Consider the following 16,705-nt stretch of genomic DNA (forward strand, 5'->3'; position numbering starts at 1 on the left):
CGAAGAAAGTAACAAAGACTTTAAAAGTGTAACCCATGTCTCTGGTCTAAAGTGTTACCTATGTTCCAGGATGTACATGATCTTGAGTGGAGGGGAGCGGTGGCGGGAAAACTCCGGAGGTTTTGCTTTACCACAAGAACAAACTTTTTGCAAGGACAAAGCCCCCTTCTGTATTTGTGGGAACTCCTACAAACTTCTCTCCTGTGATGAGCTCCTCTCTCAAAACAAGCCCCAACGTTCACATACAAAAATCCCGTAGCAAAAGCTCGGTCCGAAGGCTTTGGAAAGGGAAAACTTTCGATCTTGGACTGGAAATCGCTCGATAAATCGGAGAAAATCGTGGAGTTCCCGCATTTTCCGAGGATTTCTGATTGACCGGAGGGCTCAGACTTTCAAAAAATAGACCGACGGTCGGTCGGTTTTATGGAAAAGGCAAATCAGAACAAACAAAAAGGCAAGGAACGAAAAGAGGACATCCTACAATGTGCTCGAAAATTCTTCTTTTCCAAAGGTTATGATTCGACATCGGTCAACGATATCATCGACGAGCTCGGCATCGCCAAAGGGACATTCTATCATCATTTCAATTCCAAGGAAGAACTCCTTATGGAATTGACGACCACTCTCTCGGATGAAATCACTTCGGGTCTTCTCTCCGAAGTGGAATCCAGAAATCCTAAAAACACATTAGATAAACTTAAAATAATACACGAACTCCAATTCGACTGGGTGAATAAGAATCCAGAAATGGTTTTCTTCTTTCTAAAAGCGATCTATCTTCCCGAAAACATTTCCCTCAAGTCAAAACTTGAAAAGGAGATGATCAAACGAGATCTCGCCTTTTTTACGGAACTCGTCAAAGAAGGACAAAAAGACGGATCCTTTTCCAATACGATGCCGGCTGAATTTTTGGCTGAATCCATTCTTTCGATCGAAAACGTTCAGAACGAAAAATTCGCGCTCTATATGTTGGGCTTCAACGATATTTCACCGGATCTTATCTATGAAAACGGACAATATTCTCACGACCTCTATTCTATGATACTCGGGATCAAAAATCCCTCCGCATTTCCGTTCCCTAAGGAAGAAGTAATAGCCTCCGCTGAAAACTTACGCAAGTTCTCAAAAGAATTCGAAAAACAAAATCAAACAAAAGACAATGCGAAACAAAAACCTCTCCCGTTTTCAAGCCTGAAAGGAGGAAAGGCCGAATAGTCTGATTCTATTTTCGACCGAATACGAACATGCATCTTTTTTCATTTATTCCGATTCCTACATTTATTATGTCTTCGGAAATTCATCAATATATCGATTCTCAAACGTCGATACGAAAAGAAAGGCTTCTTTCTCTTCGTACTTGGCTCATCGATACCTTTCCCGGTGTTCGAGAATCGATGAAATACAAAATGCCCACCTACCAATTGGATGAGAATTGGATCTCTTTCGCCTCTCAAAAAAACCACATCTCGATCTATCTCTGCCGTCCGGATTCTCTAAACGAACTCAAAAAGAAATTTCCAAGCCTTCTTTTTGGTAAAACTTGTCTCAACGTTCGAGACAAGGATTCCTTCCCTTTCAAAGCGATTCAAAGTTCCATTCGTTCCGTTCTAAAGCCAAAGACAAAGTTAAGAATTCCGAATGAGAAGGCGGAGTCCCGTAGAAAATCTATTTCGAAAAAGCTCTTTGAGACAAAATCCGCTTATCGTAAAAAGTAAGATCGAATCAATTTTTCCGCTCTAAAAGGTGGATCAGTTTGAATCCTCTTGACCCCGGGAAAATGCAGGAAAACCTGTTTTTTACGGCCATGAAAAAGCAGATAGGCGATCGCTACGAACCGAAAGAAGTCGAGAATAAGTGGATTTCACTCTGGGAAGAGAAAAAATCTTTTGTACCGAACCCGAACTCAAAAGAATCTTTTTCTATAGTCATCCCTCCTCCAAACGTTACGGGATCTCTTCACATCGGACACGCACTCAATCATACGATCCAAGATATTCTCATTCGTATCGAACGCAAAAAAGGGAAGTCGACTCTTTGGCTTCCCGGAATGGATCACGCGGGAATCGCGACGCAGATGGTCGTCGAAAGAGAACTCGCAAAAGAAGGAAAAAAACGAACCGATTTTACGAGAGAAGAATTCGAAAATAAAGTCTGGGATTGGAAAGAACATTCCGGAGGAATGATCACTCGACAGCAAAGACTCTTAGGAGAATCCGTTGATTGGTCCAGAGAAAGATTCACGTTCGACGAAGGTCTTTCCAAAGCAGTATTCAAAGTTTTTAAATCACTTTTCGACGAGGGCTTGATTTATCGTGGAGAAAGAATCATCAACTGGTGCCCCTCTTCTCAAACGGCGATCTCCGATCTCGAAGTGGAGTTCAGAGAGACAAAAGGAAAACTCTATCATATCAAATATCCGATCCACGGTAAAAAGGATCAATTCGTGGTCGTTGCGACTACGAGACCGGAAACGATGCTCGGCGACGTCGCCGTCTGTGCGAATCCCGAAGACACACGTTATTCGTCTTTGAAAGATGTAATCTTAGAATTGCCTCTGACAAATAGACAAATCCCTCTTCTCTTCGATTCTTTTGTGGATAAAGAATTCGGATCGGGTCTCGTCAAAATTACTCCGGCGCACGACGCAAACGACTTCGAGGCAGGACAAAGACTCGGACTCAAACCGCTTCTTATCATGAACCCCGACGGAACGATGAATGAAAACGCGGGCGTCTATCAAGGCTTGGATCGTTTTGAAGCACGCAAGAAAGTCGTAGCGGATCTCGAATCAAAAGGACTCATCGAAAAAATCGAAGATCATATCCACGCAGTCGGACACAACTCCAGAGGTGGAGCAGTGATCGAACCGTATCTTTCTACTCAGTGGTTTGTAAAGATTCGACCACTCGCCGATCTCGCGGTAAAAGCGGTTCAAACGGGTCAGGTGGAATTCGTTCCTAAGATGTGGGAAAAAACTTTTTTCGAATGGATGAACAACATTCGAGATTGGTGTATCTCCAGACAACTCTGGTGGGGTCATAAGATTCCTGCATATCATTGCAAAACATGTAAACACATCGAAGTATCGGAAACTCCCGTGACAACTTGTCCTTCTTGCGGATCCAAAGAAGTGGAACCCGACCCGGACGTACTCGATACTTGGTTTTCTTCTCAGCTCTGGCCTTTCTCTTCGATGGGATGGCCCGAGCAAACCGCTGATCTAAAAAGATACTATCCCACTTCGGTTCTTGTCACCGGTTTCGACATCATCTTCTTCTGGGTCTCCAGAATGATTATGATGGGAATGAAATTTATGGAAGCACCACCATTTCATAAAGTACTCATACACGGTCTTGTCAGAGATAAGGACGGGAAAAAATTCTCCAAGTCGATCGGAAACGTAATCGATCCTCTCGTTATGATGGAAAAATACGGAACCGACTCTTTCCGTTTTTTCTTGGCGGCAACTCTTCCAGAAGGAAAAGACATTCTTTTCGACGAATCTCGGTTAGATGGATATCGTTCCTTTTGTAACAAAATCTGGAATTCTTCCCGTTTTATTCTTATGAACCTGGAAGAATCGTTTGCCCCGACCGGGATCACTCCCGAAATCGAAAAAGATTTGGAACCGATGGATCAGTGGATTCTTTCCAGATTCAATCATTGTCTGGAAGAATACGGCAAGGCACATTCTAAATTTCACTTTTATGAAATGGCGGCCTCGATTTACGAATTCGTCTGGGGAGATTTCTGCGACTGGTATATCGAACTCGTAAAACCGAGAGCGTATGGAAAAGTCTCTCCTCGTTCTGCGGAAGTCGCAAAACAGGTTCTTGTGGATGTTCTCACTCGTGCATTAGGACTTTTGCATCCTTTTATGCCTTTTTTAACGGAGGAAGTTCACTCCGTGTTTTCGGATCAATTTCTTGCAACGACCCCGTATCCAAAAGCGTATCCGATTTCGTCCGACGCACTCGGAGTGCAAAAACTCAACCTTCTCCAAGAAATCGTGACCAAGATCCGCGTTATGCGCGCCGAAAACGGTGTCACACCGGATAAGAAGTGTAAGGCGATCGTCAAATCCGGAGATTCCTTAGCACAATCTGCGATACAAGAGAACGAAGTTTCGCTTCTTCAACTTGCACGATTGGAATCGATCAAGGTAGATTCGGCGTACGACGTCCAGAAAACGGATTCGGTTTCACATTTTACGAAAGGTGAAATTGTTCTTCCTTTGGAAGGATTGATCGACATTGAAAAAGAGAAAGCCCGACTCGAAAAGGAACTTCAAAAATCCGAGATTGAAAAGGAAAAACTCGAAACCAAACTGGCAAATCCCGGATTTCTTTCCAAGGCCGCACCCGACGTCGTTGAAAAAGAGAGAGAAAAGTTAAACACTTTGATCGATAAAGTGGAAGTTCTCAAAAAGGGGATTCAAAACCTTGCAGGATAAGTTGAAAGTTCTTTTGATCGGTTCGGGTGGAAGAGAAAGTGCGATCGCCTTCCATCTCCGTAAATCGCCTTTGTTAAGCGAATTGAAGATATTTCCCGGAAACGGCGGATTCCCTGATCAAGAGATTCTCCCTCCGAATTCGTTTAACGTTTTATCGAAAGAATCGGTTCAGTCATTTTTAAAACAAAATCCTTTCGATTTTATCGTAGTAGGACCGGAAGATCCTCTCGTAGCCGGCTTTGCGGACTGGACTGCGGAGCTTAAAATTCCTACCTTCGGACCGGATTCTTACTGCGCACAGGTCGAAGGTTCGAAAGACTTCGCAAAATCCTTAATGATGGAAGCAAAGGTTCCTACGGCGGAGTATGCAACATTTACTGAATATTCTAGTTCTCTAAACTACCTGGAATCTAAGAAGATTCCGATCGTAATCAAAGCGGACGGGCTCGCCGCCGGCAAAGGTGTTACAGTCGCGACTACGAAAGAAATGGCGATCAACGCTCTCAAGGAAATCTTTCAAGACAAAAAATTCGGAGAAAGCGGAAACCAAGTCGTCATCGAAGAGTTTATGGACGGACAAGAAGCGTCCATCTTTGCGGTGTCAGACGGAGATTCTTACTTTCTATTACCCGCCGCGCAGGATCACAAAAGAGCCTATGATGGAGATCAAGGACCGAATACGGGCGGCATGGGAGCCTATTGCCCGGCTCCGGTCGTAACCGATTCTATATTAGAAAAAGTGAAAGAAACAGTCTTTGATAGAATGTTTGAAGTATTTCGCAAAAAAGGACATCCATATCGAGGACTTCTTTATGCGGGACTTATGATATCATCCGATGGAGAACCTCGTGTCGTAGAGTTCAACTGTAGATTCGGAGACCCCGAAACACAATGCGTTCTCGCGATGCTGGATGGAGATCTATTAGAACTTCTTTATACGGCTTCCACAGGTAAAATCCAGGGAATCCAAGCTTCGGTAAAAAAAGGAGCCGCTACTGTAGTAGTACTCGCCGCAAAAGGTTATCCTGATTCTTACGAAAAAAATATTCCCTTAAATCTACCGGAAACTCTTGGTCAAAACACTTATCTTTTTCACGCGGGAACTCTAAAAAAAGATGGAAAAGTTTTTTCATCCGGGGGAAGAATTCTCGGAGTAGTGGCCTATGGATCCGATCTAAAGAGCTCGGTATCTCAAGCTTATTCCTTCCTGGAAAATATCCAGGCTCCCAAAACGTTTTATAGAAAAGACATCGGACACAGAGCCCTTTAAACCTATGCCATTTTTGATTTCTGGAAACCTGGATCTCGTGGATCGACATAGCCTCAAGAAAATGGAAAAATTTCTTGGGATCATATTGTCACCGGGACAATTCCCCGTCGAACAATACAATCTACTTAGACACGCATTGCATAGAAATCTAGATCCTGATACTCTGATTCGAAAGATGAATCGACAGGAACTTCTTTCGTTTATTTATATTCTCACACAATTCGGGGACGTAGTAAGAACCGAAACTCCGGTGGAGTATCTCGACATAGAGAAAATTCCTCTGGTTTTAGAATGGCAAAAAGGTCAATACATGATTCCTTACGAAGTATTGGATCACCTTTCGACTTCTCGAATATTCAAAAATCAGAATTATCTCTTTGCTCTGATTCCTTCCCTACCTGCAAAGGAAAAAAAGGCGTGGATCGAATGGATCGGGTCCGGTTACGGAAAGACTTTCCCGAGAGAAATCAATCACGAACTCTACTTTCAATGCAGACATCTACAAAAACCGTTCCAAGGAAAGTCGCTCCTTCGTGAAGAGACGATTCAACTTTCACAACTCTGGCCATTTGGGAAGAATGAGATCGTCGATTGGTTTCATAAGGGAATCACACCCTTCTATACCGCGATGAAAGAACTTTCCCGATCGGAAAAAGATCCCTTTTTACTTCATGTTCTGGACTTGATTCGATCGGGAAAACTCATCCTAAAAAAGAATCCGGAAGAATTTCGAAAAAAAGAGGAATACATCTTAGTTGCGACCGTGGAAGGCAACACTCCACAACTCCGGGACACAGTTTTTTCCTGGGAGCAAGAAAGAGAAAACAAAGAAGACTTTCTTTTTCAATAAACTCAAACGCGTCTAACGTTTGAAATCATCAACTCGATTAAAAAGCAAGAAATATGGAAGTAAAATCAGTAAAAGAACTCAAGAGAGTTTCCAAAGAATTACAGGAAAATTTTCAGAATCGCTGGAAACTCCTAAATCTGGAACAGGACAAGGACCGCCTAAAAGCTCTTAGCGAGAAAGCCGAAGATCCGGACCTCTGGAACAATCCCGAGGAAGCAAGAATCGTAAGCCAGAAAAAGAACGAGCTGGAAAAAAAACTCACTCCCTGGTTTTCGATCCAGCAGGATATATTAGATTTTCCTGATTTAGTAGATATGACCCTGGATGAAAAAGGGGAAAACGGAGTAAGCGAACTTTCCTCGGAATACCAAAGGTTACAGGAAAAATTCGAAGAACTCGAATTGCTCGGAGCGCTAAAAAATCCGGAAGATATAAAATCCGCCTTCATCAACATTCATCCTGGAGCCGGTGGAACCGAAAGTCAGGACTGGGCTGAGATGCTTTTGAGAATGTATATGAGATTCTTCGAAAAGAAAGGATATCAGTATTCTTTGGTGGATATTCAAGCCGGCGACGGAGCGGGAATCAAGAACGCAACGATACACGTAGTCGGAGATTGGGCCTTCGGATTCTTAAAAGGTGAAAACGGAGTTCATCGGTTGGTGAGAATTTCACCGTTCGATGCGAATAAAAGAAGACATACATCCTTCGTCTCGGTTCACGTAAGTCCCGAGATAGACGACGACATCGATATCAAGATCGAAGAGAAAGACATACGAGTGGACGTTTATCGTTCCTCCGGTGCCGGTGGTCAGCACGTCAACACGACCGACTCCGCGGTTCGGATCACTCACATGCCTTCCGGGATCGTGGTCGCATGTCAGAACGAAAGATCGCAGATCAAAAACAGAGACACGGCTTTTAAGATGTTAAAGGCAAGACTCTACGAGATGGAACAAGAAAAAGCAAAAGAAGAATTGGAAAAGAAGTCAGGAGAAAAGAAAGATATTTCCTGGGGTTCGCAAATTCGAAGTTATGTGTTCCATCCTTACAATCTTGTAAAAGATCATAGAACGGATCACGAAACCGGAAACGTCGCCGCGGTAATGGACGGAGAAATAGAACCTTTCATCTTAGCCTATTTAAAAACACTGTAAGAAAATCTGGGCGACTCCTTCCGACTTACAGCCGGAAGGACCGGGCTTGTTTCGCGCTTCGGCTGACGCCTTCGGTCCTTTCCTACGGAAACGACCGCGTCGCGCGCTCCACATCCCTGTCGCACGACCCATAGGGAGTGCGACATTGAGTTCAGCGAACGAAGTGAGCGGTCGCTTAAATTTTTACAAAGCAATATTCAGTTCAGAGAAAAATTTACGAATCTCAAAATTAAAACATTATAAAAACTGAATGCAACGAAATCAAAAAATCGATTCGATAATTTCCCAGTTTTAGAAGAAAGAAGAGCCAAAACTATCAAAGCAGACACCTGCCTAATCCAAAAATGAAGATTAATCCCACAAAATTCATAGAACGAGAAAAGGCTCTCAAAGCATGGCTACAAGAAAAGAATCAAAGTCTTCTACTGGACAAAACGGAAAACCTATTCCATTCTATGCCGAAAGTGAAAGTTTACGAAAAATTAAAATTCGTTTTAGAATCTACGCTTATCAATTCTTGCGGTGATTGAGAATTCAAAACAAAACAAAGAGAAAAAATGGCACTTCTTTCCGGTAAAATCAAATACGGCTGTCTCTGGGGAATGTTAACTCCTTTTGTAACGCTTTTTACCTCTATTGGAATTACAATTTTCCTTTTAAAAGACAATTACGGAAAAGCGGTCTCCGTCGGGGATTGGGTGATTCTTGCAGGAAAACATCTTCTTCTTTTCGGAGGAATTTTCATTGCCGTGATTCTTTCCTTTTTGATCGGAATTTGGTTCTCGATCAAAGACTCGAAACCGATCGAAACGCTTAGGATCTTTTGGCCCGTAATCATAATTCTCATCTACTGGATCGCACCGAACCTTCTTCCCGGACCGGTCGACGATTCGATTGTAGCGATAGTAGTGGGAATCTACCAGATCTATCGATATTTTACGGAGCGAAAAAAGGAAGAGAAGGCGACTAACGTTTCATCCTAAAAAGTTAAGGACGATGAATTTGGAAAGAACCCTTGTTTTAATCGGAATCGGTGGCGCCCTCGGGAGCGTATTACGCTATCTTTTACAATATTGGTTTGGGACAATTCGGAGCATTCAACTTCCCTGGGGAACTCTGATAGCGAATCTGTTAGGCTCCCTTTTGATCGGAATCATTTACGCGGTCTCCGAAAGATTTCCGGATCTGAATCCTGAATGGAGATTCTTTCTTGCATCGGGTTTTTGCGGAGGATTTACAACTTTTTCCACATTTTCTTTCGAAAGTTTCCAAATGTTAAAAATGGGAAACTATATTCTATTTTTCGCATATATTTCGATAAGCGTTTTCGGCGGGATTGGACTCGCGCTCGCTGGATTTTGGATCGTTAAGTGATTGCGTACGAAGCCTGTCTTAAATTTCAAGATTTCTTGAAATTGAATTGTAGGAGTTCCTACAATTCTAAAAGTAAAAATGTATTGTCAAAAATCTCTTTTCGTGATAAGAAAATTTTTTCGAAATTTTCCCACGAGGCCCACCTCCTCCACCCGATTTGGGTGGGGGCGCGCGAGTTTTACAGGAATACGTCGTATCTACGACAAATACGAATTCTTAAGAGAGAACTTTTTCATCGATTTACGGCGTCAATGATCTGATCCAAGAGAATTCCTGTTTCAAGAATCGTTTTCGGAGAACCATACCCGCCCGCTGTCGTTACAACGACCATATCCAAATCCGGAATCACATAGATCAGCTGGCCTCCGTTTCCGAGCGCGGCTTTCCAAGGGACCACTCGATCCTGCAAACGTGTTTCGCCGATCCACCATTGATACCCGTAATTCATAGAACTCTCGTCCTTTCGGAAAAAAGTAACGTTAGTCGAAATCTGAGGTCGAAGAGAATCTTGAATCCAATTATTAGGAACGATCTGCTTTTTTTCCCAGACACCTTTGTTTAAGATCAATCTTCCGATTTTTAGCATATCCCTCGGTCTAAGGCGCAGACCTCCGAAAGCAAGACCTCGTCCATGATTGTCTTCGACCCATTCAAACTCTTTGATCCCGATCGGAAAAAAAAGCCATTCTCCAGTTAGATCCTTCAAGGACTTCCCGGTTTTTTTCGAAAGCGCCTCGGCGAGAACGGACGTACCTCCGCCGTTATAGTTGAAAGTTGTTCCTGGATTCTCTTTGATCTCTCGATCAAAAACGAATTGAACAAGATTTTTCTTCCAATACAAGCGTGTCTCATCGCTGAAAAAAAATCCGGATCTCCATTCCTCCCAATCCAAGCCGCTACTCATCGTGAGTAGATGTCTCCAAGTGATCGAATGTCTCCTATCCTCTTTTGGAATTTCAATTTCAGGAAACGAAGTAAGCACAGGAGAATCTATATTGTCGACCAATCCTTTTTCCAAAGCGATTCCGAACAGGAGTGAGACGACACTTTTACTTACCGATCTCACATCGTGTAACGTATTTACATCGAAAGAAGATTCTCCGTCGAACGGAAGACGAAGTCCATATCGAAGATTCAGAGGTTTATCTTCGCCGTCATGATAGATTTCAGAGATGATCTTTCCTCGGCGTTCGATCAAAAGAGAATGGAATCCACTTTTTTCAGACGCTGATTCCTTGAGTATCGCGCAAAGTTTGGACGAATCAAAGCCGGATTCCTCCGCATTCGAGGTCTTCCAAAAAGAATCTGCCTTCGGTTGCGAACATTCATTTACGGAATCTCGAACCGATGTGCCCTTGCATCCGCAAATAATAAATAGAACTAATCCGATGGAGAAAGAAAGTCGTTTTAACAAGAGCCACATAAGAAAAATTCGATATCCTTTTTTGAAATGAGATCCTCCTTTTGGACTCTCGATTTCGGAAATTGATTTAGGAATTGTTTCATTTTATTCGGATATTACAAACTCAAATTCGATTTACGGATGGAACACGCTCCGACGTTTTGATAAAGGATCGCTTCCTAGAATCGAATCCTTTCTTTCAAAGAATTCTTTGATTTCTTCTTTTTTTCAATCAAAACGAAACTTTCCAAAAACACCGTAGCTCGATCCTGCTTCCGCTTCATTTAACACGTGTTATCTAAAATCCATTAACAGAAAGGAAACCTATCAGGATCTTATTTTGCTTATCGTTTTGAATTTCAAATACGCCGCGAAACTTCAGGAAAACACGTTTACCATTCCATTCTTTTCCTTGAATTTCCTCAAATCTCTTACAAAGGAACTTAATCTTTTTTTTTACGAAGGCTTTCACTGATTCTTGAGCCGGATATTCTGGGAAGTCATCTCTCCGAGAAGAGAATCGGGATTCTATTTTTTCCGCAAGGATTTCTCTGAGAGCAATCGAATTGAAAACTTGCGAGAAACGAATCAGAGCCTTTCTCTCCGCTTCCCTCCACAATCAAAATGGAATGTATGGATTTTTCGGAATCTTCTCCGTTTTGCAACGTATTCGAATTTTGATTCGAAACGAGCCGCTCTTCATTCATCCGAAGAAAATTCTTAGGCGTATTTTACTCTCTACCGAACTTTCGAGTTTTAACGAAGAGAACGATTCATTCTTTCAATCAAACGTTTGATTCCGTCATCGATTTCTCCTCGACTTCTCGGATTTAGCGGACAATCCTTGTCTCGTATGGAACTAAGCTTTCCTTCTCCCGGAAATCCGATCTTTGATTACATTCTTCTCCCTTGTTTTATTTTTCTTTCCAGAGTGACCGACGTATCGATCGGAACCATCCGGGTCATTCTTCTCACTCGTGAAAAAAAAGCGATCGCGGCTTCTCTCGGATTCTTAGAAGTCCTTCTTTGGGTCATCGTGATCACGCAGGTCATCAAAAATCTAAACAACGTCTTCTGTTATCTCGCCTACGCCGGAGGATTCGCGACCGGTACATACATAGGAATGATCTTGGAAGAAAAACTGGCCATAGGTTTTTCCCTTCTTCGAATCATTTCCCCAAGAAACGGCGGAGCGATCGCTGGAAAACTTTCGGACGCGGGTTATCGTGTCACGACCATGGACGGACAAGGAAGCAGAGGACCGGTGAAGATCGTCTTTACGGTTTTAAAAAGAAAGAAAATTCGGAAGGCTATGGCGATCGTAAAAGAAGTGGAACCCGACGTTTTCTATTCGATAGAAAACGCAAGGAGCACCAACACTGCGGTTTCGGAAGATTCTCCAGGACTTCTCAGAAGAGGGATCCTGGAGCGAATCTTAAAGGTCAGAAAATAGGATTTTCGGTTTCGCTCGTTCTACACTGGAATTTTGACGTATAGCTTTTTGATTTCTTTTTGGATGAATTTTGGAAAGTGCATCTGATACTCGTTGATCAGGAGCTTCCAATCGTCTTTTCGGATAAATTTTCTGCAGTTTGCCGATCCACAACCGCACTCGAAGGTCTGGTCGAAGTTGACTACGAAATTCGCGTAATCGATCGTAAGTTCCTCTCCGGCAAGAATTTCCCTCTTGGCTACGATATTGTCGTCCTCGTCATACCACATATTGGGATCACAAGAATGATTCATGAAGTTGGAATGGTTGATAACGTATTCACCGCTGGTTGGCCCGGTGACTAATCCGAAATCCACATCGTATCCGTATTTCATGAAGACTTCCTTTTCGGAATCGGGGAGTGACTCGGCTTCTTCAACCGTAAGAACTTTCCATCCGAACTCTTCATCCTCGATCCACTCGCTGTAACTGAACAGCAGAGTTCCTTTGGGGATGGTCTTCGTCGCGAAGGTTCCGTTCTCCCCGAATTTGTTGATTCGTTTCTCGATCATGCAGAAGATCCCTGCGTTTATTGCCTAAGGCAAAATTTTTATCTATCAAGAATGGGATAAAAAAAACTTCAATTAAAATACTAAAATCGAGTAATATTTAATGCAAGTTCCTCTAAAAAAGTCCCAGGCAATCTTTCTCTCATCTAAGTAGTAAATAAATTTCTTAAGAAGGATTTTCAAGTAATCCGGAAGGAATCCAGGGTTCCAGAGAGGTCTCATCTTCTTCTTCGGGTAATTCCTTCCTGAGAACTTTGAAATGAGAACCGGAAATCTCTAAAACGAGAGAAGACTTGTGAAAGAGCCAGTTTCGATTCCCCGATCTTTCCAAACCAGCTTGTGTTTTTCCCGTCTCCAAAAAACAAACGGCGGAGAAACGGCTTCCGATTCTCTCCTGAAGAAGTCTGGTCTGTTCTTCGAAGTCTCTTCCTTCCCTGTCCTTACCGAGGGAGCCGAAGTCTACAAAGAGAGGAAGAATTTTTTCTCCCTTTGGAATCCGATCCGAAAGAAGAAAGGATCCGGCTTTTGAAACGGATTCCGCATAAAAGAAAACGGGACTGGAAGAAAAATTCTTTTGCTTGGATGCTATTTTAGCGAGCCGATGAAGCCTTTCCAAATTCAGAGAACCTTCCGGAAAAATAAGAACGGGATAAACTTTTTTGCGATTGAGTTTCTTTTTCCAGCGAAACAACAAATTGCTTCTTGCTTGCGTCGGATCTAAAAGCGTTAATAACAGCATGGTTCTTCTCTGCGTTGCAAACCCCGATCCTTTCCCGATAAGAAGGCAAGAAAGAAGAATCGAAGTGTTACCGAATTTCAAACGGACTCTTTTGAGAAAGAAGGTCCTAAAATACTTATCGGATGGACTAAATATATGTATAGCATTTTATCAAATGAAATCTAAATTCGGAAACATTCCCGCAAAGCCTCAAAAACGCACCTCGCACAAATCGCTTCTATTCGGCGATTGGAGTGGTTTTACGAGAATTCTTTTTTCAGGAAGAATTTTCTAAAATGACTCCCAAAAAACGACCCGGGCCGGAAGAAGCTCCGGACACGTTGGCTCATCTATATCTCAATCCTAAGAATTCTTCTTGGGCAAATTTCGGTTTTTGGAAAGACACAGAAGACTATCCGACCGCATGCAAAACGTTAGCCTTGCTTTTAGGAGAGAAGGCCGAATTAAAACCGGAACAAGAAGTATTGGATCTCGGGTTCGGGTGTGGAGATCAGTTCTTTGTATGGAAGGAAAAATTCTCACTTCCATTTTCTCATCTTACGGGAATCAATCCATCGGAAGTCCAAGTTGAATTTGCTAAGAATCGATTCCGCTCGATAAAAGAGGATTCTCCGAAGTTGATCTGCGCACCTTTCGAAAATGCAATCACCGCTTTTCCGGAGGAAAGTTTTGATCGAATTCTCTGCCTGGACAGCGCCTACTTTTTTCAGGATCGAATCCGATTCTGCGAAGAAGCTTTCCGAGTTCTTAGACCGAAGGGACGTCTGGTTTCCATAGAGTTGATTCTCAGAGACGAGCCACTCGGGTTCCTGGACTCCTTGTTTCGGAGCTGGGTATGTAAGCTCAGCGGAATCCCTTCGAGAAATCGGGTGACTCCGAACTCCCTCTCTCTCATCCTCAAACGAACCGGATTTAAAACGGAAGGTTTTACGTTTTTAGAAGAAAACGTCTTTCGAGGTTTTTCAAAATTCTTGAGTGAAAAAACAAGAGCCGGTCAAAACGAAATCCCGGAAAAAATCGCGAAGAAGTACGAAAGCTTCGGAAAATTCTTAGGTGGGGAAAGAATGAAACGTTATTTCCAATTCGTTCTTTATTCCGCGGAAAAAGCCTAAGTTCTTCACCCGAAAATTCTTAAAAAGAAAATCCTTTGTTCCAAAACCAGGTTCCTTGGAAAAGTCCGTAGCCCTTCCTGTATTTTTTGGAGGCCCTTTCGAAAGGTGAACCGGCTCTGAAAAAGAATCCGTCGTAAAAACGACAATCCTCTGTGAAAGGAAAGCCCCACCCGATTTTCGGGTGGGGGGGTGGGGGGCGGAAAACTCCGGGAGACATTCCTCTATCAGAAAATTAGCCTTTTTGCAAGTAAAATTCCCTCACACAACCTGTGGGAACTCCTACAAAAATTCTCCTTGGATCTTTCTTGACTTCGAATCCTAACTCGACTCCCCGTCAAACGGGCATCGTTTAAGAACGCATCGAGTCGTTGACCCAACGTTTTACGTCCAAGGAAGTTGAAACGCCCGCTTCCAAAAGAGGGATTCCATATCTCGCATACGATCCGCAGAACCAGACCTTTCTTCCCGGCTGTTCCTGGAGGCGTTTGAGTTCTTCGATCGTTTTTTGATTTTTGATATCGATCACGGGTCTTTCAAAGCGGGAACGGGAAATCAAAGTCCCGGCCTTCGGTTCCTCCAAGGGATTCCAAGTCTGAAAGATTTCTTCCTTTCCGATTTCCGGAAGCACCTTGTTGAGGCGAATCGTCGCAGAAGGTTTGTCCGTTTCAGGAGACAGTGTAAAACAAAGAGGAGCCCAGTGTCTTTTTTTATTGGGCATAAAGGAAGAATCCGTATGCATGAGAATTTCGGATTCTTCGTAGCGAAAGGAAGCGAGAAGTTCTTTTTCGCGGCTCATCTCGTCCGGAAGAAGTCCGATCGCTTGGTTTGCCGGAGTGGCGACGATCACTCGATCGAATTCTTCTTTTCCTTCTTCGAAGTTCACGAAAACTTTCTTTCCGTTGAGTTCGATCTTTCTTGGATTCGATTTCAAACGGACTTCCTTCGCTCCCACCGAAAGACGAGTCGTGATGTCCCTGGTTCCGTGACTCGCGGTTAAAAACCGAAGAAACTTCAAACCCTGCGCGTGATAACTGATCACCGCTTCCGCAGGATAATTTTTCGCACTCTTGAGGGTGCAAGTGTTGATCGTTGCGAACATCGGAACCAAATACTTATCTTCGAATTCTTTCGAATAACCGAACTTTTGTAAGAATCCGGAAATCGTAAGTTGTTCTCCTTTCAGAGTCGCCCACTGATCCGCGGATTCTCTATAAAACCGGATCGTATCGGAAAAAATTCTCCTGGATTCTCCATTCTTAAAACAAACGGGAGAAACGAAGGGATAAAAATTTCCCCCGAGTCCGAAGGTCGCGAATTGAAAGTATGTGGTTCCGTCTCTTTCGCTTAACGAAAAAGAATAATCCACGGGTCTAAATTCGATTCCGGCTTCCTGATACATTTCGATCAGACAAGGATAGTAATTTTGTTTGAACGCTCTAAAAGGAACATCGAACCGAAAGATCCTGTCCTTGAGAGCCACATCGGTTCCATGCGCGTCCATTCCGGGAAGAGAATGACGTTCCATAAGAACCACTTCGTGTTCCTTGCTCAAATACCAGCAAGCGCTGAGTCCCGCGATTCCACTTCCTAAGATTGCGATTTTCATATTGTAACTCTTAGAATTAGAATCCGGAAAAGAAAACATAGGAATTTTTATTCTTTCGAAATGAAAAACAAAAAAGTGGGACTCATTCGATTCTCCCTCTGTAACCGAGACGTCAAAGTAACGAACTCTGTTCTTAGGAGGGCAAAATGCTCTACTCGAAAATTCTTATCGTTTTCTTTCTCTCTCTGTTTCTTTCTCCTTTGCACGCAGGTCCGAAAACCGAGAAGGCTACGTTCGCGGGCGGTTGTTTTTGGTGTATGGAAGGACCGTTCGAATCCTTATCCGGCGTGATCTCGGTTACTTCGGGTTATGCGGGAGGAAAAGAAGTCAATCCAACATACGAAGACGTCGGCTACGGAAGAACAGGTCACAGAGAATCGGTTCAAATCGAATTCGATCCTTCTAAAATTCGTTACTCCGATCTTTTAAAAGTTTTCTGGAAACAAATCAATCCGACGGATAACGGAGGTCAGTTCGCGGACAGAGGCAATCAATATCGAACCGGAATCTTTTTTCATAACGACGCTCAAAAAAAGGCGGCGGAAGAATCCAAAAAAGAGCTGGAGAAGTCCGGTAAATTTTCCGCACCGATCGTTGTAGAAATTTTACCGTTTACATCCTTTTATCCGGCGGAAGGATATCATCAGAATTATTATAAAACCAATCCGGAACATTATAAATCCTATCGAAAGGGTTCCGGAAGAGAAGCTTATCTGGAAAATCTCTGGGGTAAAAAATAAG

The 16,705-nt window shown here is 43.0% G+C and carries 15 protein-coding genes; 11 read left to right on the plus strand and 4 right to left on the minus strand.

Annotated features, from left to right (window positions below; all coding sequences use genetic code 11):
• Window positions 1-423: 423 nt before the first annotated feature.
• From DLM75_RS21525 to crcB, 8 genes are all read left to right on the plus strand, one after another.
• Window positions 424-1,215, plus strand: a complete 792-nt coding sequence (locus DLM75_RS21525; RefSeq protein ID WP_118970570.1) for a TetR/AcrR family transcriptional regulator — start codon at window positions 424-426, stop codon at window positions 1,213-1,215.
• A gap of 29 nt (window positions 1,216-1,244) precedes the next feature.
• On the plus strand, window positions 1,245-1,715 hold the full coding sequence (locus DLM75_RS21530; protein ID WP_118970571.1) for a DUF1801 domain-containing protein: 471 nt from the start codon (window positions 1,245-1,247) through the stop codon (window positions 1,713-1,715).
• 89 nt (window positions 1,716-1,804) lie between these two features.
• A complete protein-coding gene (locus tag DLM75_RS21535; protein ID WP_118970647.1) occupies window positions 1,805-4,453 on the plus strand; it encodes a valine--tRNA ligase in 2,649 nt (882 codons plus the stop codon).
• Window positions 4,443-5,723 carry a phosphoribosylamine--glycine ligase gene (purD, locus tag DLM75_RS21540; RefSeq protein WP_118970572.1) on the plus strand — a complete coding sequence of 427 codons (1,281 nt, stop codon included), beginning with the start codon at window positions 4,443-4,445 and terminating at the stop codon, window positions 5,721-5,723. The genes DLM75_RS21535 and purD overlap by 11 nt, the downstream gene beginning before the upstream one ends.
• A 4-nt stretch (window positions 5,724-5,727) precedes the next feature.
• Window positions 5,728-6,573, plus strand: a complete 846-nt coding sequence (locus DLM75_RS21545; RefSeq protein ID WP_118970573.1) for a hypothetical protein — start codon at window positions 5,728-5,730, stop codon at window positions 6,571-6,573.
• 53 nt (window positions 6,574-6,626) lie between these two features.
• On the plus strand, window positions 6,627-7,730 hold the full coding sequence (gene prfB, locus DLM75_RS21550; RefSeq protein ID WP_118970574.1) for a peptide chain release factor 2: 1,104 nt from the start codon (window positions 6,627-6,629) through the stop codon (window positions 7,728-7,730).
• 557 nt (window positions 7,731-8,287) lie between these two features.
• A complete protein-coding gene (locus DLM75_RS21560; RefSeq protein WP_241548015.1) occupies window positions 8,288-8,713 on the plus strand; it encodes a hypothetical protein in 426 nt (141 codons plus the stop codon).
• A 13-nt stretch (window positions 8,714-8,726) separates the two neighbouring features.
• On the plus strand, window positions 8,727-9,104 hold the full coding sequence (gene crcB, locus DLM75_RS21565) for a fluoride efflux transporter CrcB (protein ID WP_118970576.1): 378 nt from the start codon (window positions 8,727-8,729) through the stop codon (window positions 9,102-9,104).
• Between the two features lie 232 nt (window positions 9,105-9,336).
• Here crcB and DLM75_RS21570 read toward each other — a convergent pair whose 3' ends face one another.
• Window positions 9,337-10,527 carry a serine hydrolase domain-containing protein gene (locus tag DLM75_RS21570; protein ID WP_118970577.1) on the minus strand — a complete coding sequence of 397 codons (1,191 nt, stop codon included), beginning with the start codon at window positions 10,525-10,527 and terminating at the stop codon, window positions 9,337-9,339.
• A gap of 832 nt (window positions 10,528-11,359) precedes the next feature.
• Here DLM75_RS21570 and DLM75_RS21575 point away from each other — a divergent pair.
• Window positions 11,360-11,959, plus strand: coding sequence for a DUF2179 domain-containing protein (locus DLM75_RS21575; RefSeq protein WP_118970648.1), 600 nt, complete (start codon window positions 11,360-11,362; stop codon window positions 11,957-11,959).
• A gap of 20 nt (window positions 11,960-11,979) precedes the next feature.
• On the opposite strand, the gene DLM75_RS21580 is transcribed toward DLM75_RS21575, so the two are convergent.
• Together DLM75_RS21580 and DLM75_RS21585 are read right to left on the minus strand one after the other, a co-directional pair.
• Entirely contained in the window at window positions 11,980-12,510 is a 531-nt protein-coding gene (locus tag DLM75_RS21580) for an SET domain-containing protein (protein WP_118970578.1), read from the minus strand.
• Window positions 12,511-12,673: 163 nt separating this feature from the next.
• Window positions 12,674-13,327 (minus strand): hypothetical protein, encoded by a 654-nt coding sequence (locus DLM75_RS21585; protein ID WP_147456680.1) that lies wholly within the window; start codon window positions 13,325-13,327, stop codon window positions 12,674-12,676.
• Between the two features lie 194 nt (window positions 13,328-13,521).
• Between DLM75_RS21585 and DLM75_RS21595 the strand changes: the two genes are divergently transcribed.
• Window positions 13,522-14,358, plus strand: a complete 837-nt coding sequence (locus tag DLM75_RS21595; RefSeq protein WP_118970581.1) for a class I SAM-dependent methyltransferase — start codon at window positions 13,522-13,524, stop codon at window positions 14,356-14,358.
• A 349-nt stretch (window positions 14,359-14,707) separates the two neighbouring features.
• On the opposite strand, the gene DLM75_RS21600 is transcribed toward DLM75_RS21595, so the two are convergent.
• Window positions 14,708-15,964, minus strand: a complete 1,257-nt coding sequence (locus tag DLM75_RS21600) for an NAD(P)-binding protein (RefSeq protein WP_118970649.1) — start codon at window positions 15,962-15,964, stop codon at window positions 14,708-14,710.
• A gap of 146 nt (window positions 15,965-16,110) precedes the next feature.
• On the opposite strand from DLM75_RS21600, the gene msrA reads away from it, so the two are divergent.
• Complete coding sequence (gene msrA / locus DLM75_RS21605) at window positions 16,111-16,704, plus strand: peptide-methionine (S)-S-oxide reductase MsrA (RefSeq protein WP_118970582.1); 594 nt, start codon at window positions 16,111-16,113, stop codon at window positions 16,702-16,704.
• Window position 16,705 lies beyond the last annotated feature (1 nt).

The sequence above is a fragment of the Leptospira stimsonii genome, assembly GCF_003545885.1.
In the GTDB taxonomy this organism is placed as follows: Bacteria; Spirochaetota; Leptospiria; order Leptospirales; family Leptospiraceae; genus Leptospira; species Leptospira stimsonii.

Bases quoted from the DNA above. Each gene is read 5' to 3' on its own strand.
- DLM75_RS21525 (WP_118970570.1), top strand. From the start codon at position 424: ATGGAAAAGGCAAATCAGAACAAACAAAAAGGCAAGGAACGAAAAGAG.
- DLM75_RS21530 (WP_118970571.1), top strand. From the start codon at position 1,245: ATGCATCTTTTTTCATTTATTCCGATTCCTACATTTATTATGTCTTCG.
- DLM75_RS21535 (WP_118970647.1), top strand. From the start codon at position 1,805: ATGAAAAAGCAGATAGGCGATCGCTACGAACCGAAAGAAGTCGAGAAT.
- DLM75_RS21545 (WP_118970573.1), top strand. From the start codon at position 5,728: ATGCCATTTTTGATTTCTGGAAACCTGGATCTCGTGGATCGACATAGC.
- prfB (WP_118970574.1), top strand. From the start codon at position 6,627: ATGGAAGTAAAATCAGTAAAAGAACTCAAGAGAGTTTCCAAAGAATTA.
- DLM75_RS21560 (WP_241548015.1), top strand. From the start codon at position 8,288: ATGGCACTTCTTTCCGGTAAAATCAAATACGGCTGTCTCTGGGGAATG.
- crcB (WP_118970576.1), top strand. From the start codon at position 8,727: ATGAATTTGGAAAGAACCCTTGTTTTAATCGGAATCGGTGGCGCCCTC.
- DLM75_RS21570 (WP_118970577.1), bottom strand. From the start codon at position 10,527: ATGTGGCTCTTGTTAAAACGACTTTCTTTCTCCATCGGATTAGTTCTA.
- DLM75_RS21575 (WP_118970648.1), top strand. From the start codon at position 11,360: ATGGAACTAAGCTTTCCTTCTCCCGGAAATCCGATCTTTGATTACATT.
- DLM75_RS21580 (WP_118970578.1), bottom strand. From the start codon at position 12,510: ATGATCGAGAAACGAATCAACAAATTCGGGGAGAACGGAACCTTCGCG.
- DLM75_RS21595 (WP_118970581.1), top strand. From the start codon at position 13,522: ATGACTCCCAAAAAACGACCCGGGCCGGAAGAAGCTCCGGACACGTTG.
- DLM75_RS21600 (WP_118970649.1), bottom strand. From the start codon at position 15,964: ATGAAAATCGCAATCTTAGGAAGTGGAATCGCGGGACTCAGCGCTTGC.
- msrA (WP_118970582.1), top strand. From the start codon at position 16,111: ATGCTCTACTCGAAAATTCTTATCGTTTTCTTTCTCTCTCTGTTTCTT.